The sequence below is a fragment of the Mycobacterium innocens genome (genome assembly GCF_900566055.1).
In the GTDB taxonomy this organism is placed as follows: Bacteria; Actinomycetota; Actinomycetes; order Mycobacteriales; family Mycobacteriaceae; genus Mycobacterium; species Mycobacterium innocens.
Genome location: NZ_UPHQ01000201.1, coordinates 1 through 5,167, shown reverse-complemented (window position 1 = coordinate 5,167; position 5,167 = coordinate 1). Strand labels below are relative to the sequence as shown.

Annotated in this window: 3 protein-coding genes and 2 pseudogenes; all 5 read left to right on the top strand. The window is 65.0% G+C overall.

Going from position 1 to position 5,167, the window contains the following annotated elements; translation table 11 throughout:
• Positions 1-722 (top strand): annotated as a pseudogene (locus EET03_RS30370) (PE family protein); the annotation flags it as partial.
• 189 nt (positions 723-911) lie between these two features.
• Positions 912-1,403, top strand: a complete 492-nt coding sequence (locus tag EET03_RS19610; protein ID WP_075542278.1) for a beta-class carbonic anhydrase — start codon at positions 912-914, stop codon at positions 1,401-1,403.
• A gap of 162 nt (positions 1,404-1,565) precedes the next feature.
• Positions 1,566-2,563, top strand: a pseudogene (gene cysD / locus EET03_RS19605) (sulfate adenylyltransferase subunit CysD).
• The gene (gene cysC / locus EET03_RS19600) at positions 2,563-4,413 is read left to right on the top strand and encodes an adenylyl-sulfate kinase (protein WP_075542280.1); all 1,851 of its coding nucleotides are present in this window, start codon (positions 2,563-2,565) and stop codon (positions 4,411-4,413) included. The pseudogene cysD and the gene cysC overlap by 1 nt, the downstream one beginning before the upstream one ends.
• A 133-nt stretch (positions 4,414-4,546) precedes the next feature.
• Positions 4,547-5,032 (top strand): Rrf2 family transcriptional regulator, encoded by a 486-nt coding sequence (locus EET03_RS19595; protein ID WP_075542281.1) that lies wholly within the window; start codon positions 4,547-4,549, stop codon positions 5,030-5,032.
• The last annotated feature ends 135 nt before the right edge of the window (positions 5,033-5,167 follow it).

The following is a 5,167-nucleotide window of genomic DNA, read 5'->3' as shown; positions in this document are numbered from 1 at the left end:
GGTTCGTTATGGGCAACGGTGGGGACGGAGGGTCGGGGGGGATCGCTCCGTTCGGCGACGCCACCAAAGATCCGGGACTCAGCGGCGGGCGCGGCGGTGACGGCGGCCATGCCTTCCTCTACGGCAACGGAGGCGCCGGCGGAGCAGGGGGTGCCGGCGCCCCGGGAGGCGCGGGAGAACTGCTGAGTATTGGCGCGGTGAACCCCGGCGGTCGTGGCGGTGATGGCGGTCATGGCGGCACCGGTGGGCTGATCGGTGGCGGCGGGGCCGGTGGCGACGGTGGCGCCGGCGGTCGCGGTAGCGAAGGCCTTATTTTTGGCGCTATTGACGGCGGTAATGGCGGCGCCGGCGGCAACGGCGGTGCCGGCGGCAGCACCCGGCTTATCGGCCCCGGTGGCTTCGGCGGCGACGGCGGGCCCGGCGGCCGCGGCGGAAATGGCCGCGTTGGGGTCGACTTCTTTGGCCAACCCTTCATCGGCCGCAATGGAGACGGTGGCGCTGGCGGCAGCGGCGGCGACGCAGGATCTGGCGGGATTCCGTACGGTTTTGGCGGAAACCCCACCTTCTTGCAGCACGGGGGCGGTGACGGCGGCGACGGTGGCGACGCCGGTCGTACGCCCGGAGCGAAGCGCGGCGTCGGCGGTGTCGCCGGTAGCGCAGGTGTCGGCGGCTCACTCTTCGGCCGCGACGGTACGGACGGCTCGCCCGGCGCATCAAGCTAACGCGCTGGGTCGTATCCGGGGTCCCACGTGTCGATCATGGCGCCGACCCCATTCGGTGCATCCGGAAGCATTCCGCTACGACTGATTTTCACTGGTGAAACTCCAGCCGCCGATTGTTAAGCTCTCCGCGGCATCTAGTCTGTCCAGCAACTCCGCGTGTTTTCGATTCCTAAATATAAGGAAGACGGCGTGACCGTAACTGACGAATATTTGGCGCACAACGCCCAATACGCGAGCACCTTCAAGGGTCCGCTGCCGATGTCACCCAGCAAACACATTGCGATCGTTGCCTGCATGGATGCCCGGCAAGACATCTACCGGGTGCTCGGCATCAACGAGGGGGAGGCCCACGTCATCCGCAACGCCGGCGGCGTTGTTACCGACGACGTCATCCGCTCGCTGGCCATCAGCCAGCGGCTGCTCGGGACCCAGGAGATCATCCTGATCCACCACACCGACTGCGGAATGCTCACTTTCGCTGACGACGACTTCAAGCGCGCCATTCAGGATGAGATCGGCGTCAAACCGCCGTGGGCGCCCGAGGCCTTTCCGGATGTCGCAGAAGACGTCCGGCAGTCGTTGCGCCGTATCGAAAACAGCCCGTTCGTCACCAAGCACGTCTCCCTGCGCGGCTTCATCTTCGACGTCGCCACCGGCAAGCTCGCCGAGGTCACGCTGTAACACTCGGTTCACCGCCCTCAGCGGCTGCCGTGGGATGGTCGCCGTCTCGCGGCGTCTCCTCGACACTCGACCCGGCCCGATACCTCGCTGATTGCCCAGGTGGCAGTCGGCGCACCAGAGTTCCGTTGACAGCGCCGGGGAAGACTGGTTCCATTGGTAACAATGACCGTAAACCTGGTCAATTCAACCAACTTTGTCAGGTATGAGGCGCGGACTATGTCAGGTAAGCCATGACCAGCGGCGTAACGGCCGGCCCCGCGGCAGGGCAGTACGAGTTGAGCCATCTGCGCTTGCTGGAGGCCGAGGCGATCCACATCATTCGGGAGGTGGCCGCTGAGTTCGAACGGCCGGTGCTGTTGTTCTCCGGCGGCAAGGACTCCATCGTCATGCTGCACCTGGCGCTCAAGGCGTTTCGGCCAGGACGGCCGCCGTTCCCGGTGATGCACGTCGACACCGGCCACAACTTCGACGAGGTGATCGCGACCCGCGATGAGCTGGTCGGGGAGTCCGGGGTGCGGTTGGTGGTGGTATCGGTGCAGGACGACATCGACGCCGGACGGGTCGTCGAAACCCCGCCTTCGCGTAATCCGCTACAGACCGTGACACTGCTGCGCGCTATTCGGGAGAACAAGTTCGACGCCGCGTTCGGTGGAGCCCGGCGCGACGAGGAGAAGGCGCGTGCCAAGGAGCGGGTATTCAGCTTCCGCGACGAATTCGGCCAGTGGGACCCCAAAGCCCAGCGCCCCGAGTTGTGGAACCTCTACAACGGACGGCATCACAAAGGTGAGCACATCCGGGTCTTCCCGTTGTCGAACTGGACCGAGTTCGACATCTGGTCCTACATCGGCGAGGAGAACATCACCTTGCCGTCGATCTACTTTGCCCACCGGCGCAAGGTGTTTGAACGCGACGGAATGCTGCTGGCCGTGCATCGCTACCTGCAGCCACGCGCCGACGAGCCGGTATTCGAGGCCACGGTGCGGTTCCGCACCGTCGGTGACGTCACCTGCACCGGGTGTGTGGAATCAGATGCCGCGACGGTGGCCGAAGTCATCGCCGAGACGGCGGTTTCCCGGCTGACCGAACGCGGGGCGACCAGGGCTGACGACCGGATCTCGGAGGCTGGGATGGAAGACCGCAAACGGCAGGGGTATTTCTGATGACTGCATCCACCACGCTGTTGCGCATCGCGACCGCCGGATCCGTCGACGACGGCAAGTCGACGTTGATCGGGCGGCTGCTCTACGACTCCAAGGCGGTCATGGAAGACCAGTGGGCGTCGGTGGAACAGACGTCGCGGGAACGCGGCCACGACTACACCGACCTGGCTCTGGTCACCGACGGCTTGCGGGCAGAGCGCGAGCAGGGCATCACCATCGACGTCGCCTACCGCTACTTCGCCACGCCCAAGCGAAAATTCATCATTGCCGACACTCCCGGCCACATCCAGTACACGCGCAACATGGTGACCGGCGCGTCGACCGCCCAACTGGTAATCGTGCTGGTCGATGCGCGTCACGGCCTGCTGGAGCAGTCCCGCCGGCACGCTTTCCTGGCCTCGCTGCTGGGCATTCAGCACATTGTGCTCGCGGTCAACAAGATGGACCTGATCGGTTGGGACAAGGACAAATTCGAAGCGATTCGGGACGAGTTCCACGCCTTCGCCGCCCGCCTGGATGTGCAAGATGTGGCCACGATCCCCATCTCCGCGCTGAACGGCGACAATGTGGTGACCAAGTCCGACCAGACCCCGTGGTTCGAGGGACCGGCGCTGCTGACGCATCTCGAAGAGGTCTATATCGCCGGTGACCGAAATCTGGTCGACGTGCGATTCCCGGTCCAGTACGTCATCCGGCCGCATACGCTTCGGCATCAGGACCACCGCAGCTATGCGGGCACCGTGGCCAGTGGGGTAATGCGTCCCGGTGACGAGGTGGTCGTGCTGCCGATCGGCAAGACAACCCGGATCACCGCCATCGAAGGCCCCAACGGTCCAGTGCCGGAAGCGTTTCCGCCGATGGCGGTTTCGGTGAGCACTGCCGACGACATCGACATCTCCCGCGGCGACATGATCGCTCGCACCCTCAACCAGCCGAGGGTCGCGCAAAGTTTCGATGCGACGGTGTGCTGGATGGCGGATTCGGCGGTGCTGGAGCCGGGCCGGGACTACATCATCAAGCACACCACCCGAACCACTCGTGCCCGCGTTACCGGGCTCGACTACCGGCTCGACGTCAACACCCTGCACCGCGACAAGACGGCAACCGCCTTGAAGCTCAACGAGCTTGGCCGGATCTCGCTGCGCACCCAGATGCCGCTGCTGCTCGACGAATACACCCGTAACGCCGCCACCGGATCGTTCATCCTCATCGATGCCGATACCAACGGAACCGTGGCGGCGGGCATGGTGTTGCGCGAGGTCTCGGCCCACACGCCCAGCCCCCACACGGTGCGGCACAAGTCGCTGGTGACAGCCAACGACCGGCCGCGGGGACGCACGGTGTGGTTCACCGGTTTGTCCGGGGCGGGCAAGTCGTCGGTGGCCACCCGGGTGGAGCAGAAGCTACTCGAAAGTGGTGTTCCCGCTTACGTTCTCGACGGCGACAACCTGCGGCACGGGTTGAACGCGGACCTGGGATTCAGTATGGCCGATCGCGCCGAGAACCTGCGGCGACTGGCGCATGTGGCGCTATTGCTCGCCGACTGCGGCCACGTCGTACTGGTTCCGGCGATCAGTCCGCTGGCTGAGCACCGCGCGTTGGCCCGGAAAGTGCACGACGACGCCGGGTTTGACTTTGTCGAGGTGTTCTGCGACACGCCGCTCGAAGACTGTGAGCGGCGCGATCCCAAGGGCCTGTACGCCAAAGCGCGCGCGGGGGAGATCACGCACTTCACCGGGATCGACAGTCCGTATCAGCGGCCGAAGAATCCCGACCTGCGGCTCACCCCCGACTGCGGCCTTGACGAGCAGGCGCAGATGCTTATCGACCTACTGGAGTCCCGCGGCTGAGCGGTGCCCCGCTCCTTCTCGCAACGCGAAGCGTTGCGCATCGTCGCTTGGGCTGTGCCGGATTGCCCCGCTCCTTCTCGCAACGCTTCGCGTTGCGGCATCGTCGCTTGGGCGGGTGGCACAATCCTGAAGCATGCGGATGTCGGCCAAGGCTGAGTACGCGGTGCGGGCGATGGTCCAACTCGCCACGGCTCCCACCGGCATCCTGGTCAAGACCGACGATTTGGCCCAGGCCCAGGGCATACCTCCGCAATTTCTCGTCGACATCCTGACCAACCTGCGCACCGACCGACTGGTGCGCAGCCACCGTGGTCGCGAGGGCGGTTATGAACTGGCGCGTCCGGGCAGCGAGATCAGCATTGCCGACGTGCTGCGCTGCATCGACGGACCGCTGGCGAGCGTGCGTGATATCGGGCTCGGTGACCTGCCCTACTCCGGGCCCACCGCAGCGCTGACCGATGTGTGGCGGGCGCTGCGGGCCAGTATGCGGTCGGTGCTGGAGGAAACCACCCTGGCCGACGTCGCCGCCGGCACGCTACCCAAGCATGTCGCACAACTTGCCGACGACTATCGCGAGCAGGAGAGCAAACGGCACGGGTCAATCCGCAGCGGCGACTAGCGATTAGCCCGAAGTTACTGCTGGTAAATAAGGGAAATGGGGTGCTGAGCTGGGTTTTGTGGCGACTCGGCAGGAAAAGTGTAGCCACTAATAGTAGCGTGTTGCTGCTGATGTGGAACGAATTCACGTTGTAGC